The organism is Acinetobacter sp. ATCC 27244 (assembly GCF_000156555.1).
GTDB classification, from domain to species: Bacteria; Pseudomonadota; Gammaproteobacteria; order Pseudomonadales; family Moraxellaceae; genus Acinetobacter; species Acinetobacter haemolyticus.
The window spans coordinates 117,765-120,024 of sequence record NZ_GG665955.1; the positions used below are offsets into that span (position 1 = coordinate 117,765).

A 2,260-nucleotide genomic window follows, 5' to 3' on the forward strand; every position below is an offset into this window, starting at 1 on the left:
GTTTGCGGTGTTGAACTCACTGGTGATCCGATCATTTTATCTAATGGTGCTGAACTTAGATTCTTAGGTACGAACTACAGAACAGCACAGGGTCCACATGGGAATTTATATTTCGATGAAATCTTTTGGACATATGGTTTTGATGAACTTGAGAAAGTTGCTTCTGGTATGGCCACGCATGACAAGTGGCGTAAAACTTACTTTTCAACTCCCTCATCGATCACACACGAAGCTTATAAATTCTGGACTGGTACCCGATTCAACAAAGGTAAGCCCAAGGATCAGCAATTCAAAATCGATCTATCTCATAAAGCATTAAAACATGGCCGTGTATGCGAGGACTTGATGTGGCGTCAAATCGTCACAGTCGAAGATGCCAAAGAGGGTGGATGTGATTTATTCAATATTGAACGACTGAAATTTGAATATTCACCAGAAGACTTTGCAAACCTTTTCATGTGTGAGTTTGTGGATGATGGCCAGTCCATGTTTCCACTCAGTATGCTACAGATCTGCATGGTTGATACACTTGAAATATGGAACGATTTCAAAATTTGGCATAACCGACCATTTTCTAATAAACCTGTTTGGATTGGATATGATCCAGCTTTGACTGGTGACAATGCTGGTCTCGTTGTTGTTGCTCCGCCAGCTGTAGCTGGAGGTAAATTTCGAGTACTTGAAAAACATCAATTCAAAGGTGATGACTTTTCAGAACAAGCTGAACGCATACGAGCTATCACTCTCCGTTACAACGTTACTTATATCGGTATCGATACAACTGGCATGGGTTATGGAGTTGCAGAATTAGTTCGTGCTTTTTTCCCTGCCCTTACTACTTTCAATTATTCGCCTGAAGTGAAGTCGCAACTTGTCTATAAGACTCTAGACGTCATACGTAATGGCAGACTTGAATTCGATGCTGGAGATAAAGATCTTGCTCAGTCATTGATGAGTATCAAGAAAACTTTAACTTCAAGTCAAAAACAAATCACTTTCTCCGCTGGCCGATCTGAAGAGACAGGTCATGCGGATCTCGCATGGGCACTCATGCACGCAATCTATAATGAGCCTTTGGCTGGAATTACAGAAACAAATACCTCTATGGTGGAGATTTATTCATGAACCCTTTTTCAATTGCAAAAGGTATGGTAGCGACTGCGCTCAATCATTTACCCCAAAACATTAAATCCACGGGAGCCAAGCAACAAGTCGAAGCATTCTCATTTGGTGATGCAGTACCAATCATGGACGGTAATGATCTATCGAATTATATGGAGTGTTGGTTTAATGGTCGGTGGTATGAACCCCAAGTCAGTTTGGCTGGATTATCTAAAAGCTGGAAGTCCACACCATATCTCAGCAGCGGTATTATTTTTAAAAGGAACTTTTTGGCTAACTTATTTATCCCACATCCGCGTTTAAAACGAATGTCATTTGAGCAAATGGCTCTGGACTATGTGTGGTGCGGAAACGCATACATGGAGGATGTAAAGTCACGGCTCAAAAATACGATTGAATATAAACCAGCTTTGGCAAAATACACTCGTGCTGGTGGTCATCGTGGCCAGTACTTCTATTTAAACAATGACCAAAAAGGATATGAAGAATATGAATTCCCAGCAGATCGGATTTGTCATATTCGTGAAACCGACATCGACCAAGAAATTTATGGAACACCAGAGTACATATCAGCACTGCAAAGTGCTTGGCTAAATGAATCAGCGACTCTGTTTAGACGTAAATATTACAACAATGGTTCTCATGCAGGTTTCATCTTATATGTGAATGATGCTGCATCAGATCCTAATGACATCACAGCACTGAGAACAGCATTAAAAGAAAGTAAAGGACCAGGTAATTTCCGCAATCTATTTTATTACAGTCCAAATGGGAAAAAGGATGGTATCCAAGTTATTCCAACATCTGAGATCGCTGCAAAGGATGACTTTACAAATATTAAATCCATTACCCGTGATGATACTTTAGCTGCACTTCGTATCCCACCACAATTAATGGGTATTGTTCCAAGTAATGCTGGTGGGTTTGGAGATATTAAATCTGCTACTGAAGTTTTTTATCATAATGAAATTGCTCCATTACAATCACGTTTGCTTCAATTTAATGAATGGGCTGGTGATGAAGTGATTAGGTTTAGGCAGTATGAAATAACAAAAGATAATTAAAAAATGCCTCACTATATAGTAGGAGTAGTTTTTAATTTTAGGTTTTAAAAGTTTAACGTTTAATTTAAACTTTT

Annotated in this window: 2 protein-coding genes; both read left to right on the forward strand. The window is 39.3% G+C overall.

Annotated elements, in window-relative coordinates; all coding sequences use genetic code 11:
* Positions 1-1,125: terminase large subunit domain-containing protein (locus tag HMPREF0023_RS08755; protein ID WP_008941881.1), on the forward strand; the 1,125-nt coding region annotated here is incomplete at its 5' end.
* Positions 1,122-2,186, forward strand: a complete 1,065-nt coding sequence (locus tag HMPREF0023_RS08760) for a phage portal protein (RefSeq protein ID WP_008941882.1) — start codon at positions 1,122-1,124, stop codon at positions 2,184-2,186. The genes HMPREF0023_RS08755 and HMPREF0023_RS08760, both read left to right, overlap by 4 nt.
* Positions 2,187-2,260 lie beyond the last annotated feature (74 nt).

Coding starts and splice junctions, on each gene's coding strand:
- HMPREF0023_RS08760 (WP_008941882.1), top strand. CDS start 1,122: ATGAACCCTTTTTCAATTGCAAAAGGTATGGTAGCGACTGCGCTCAAT.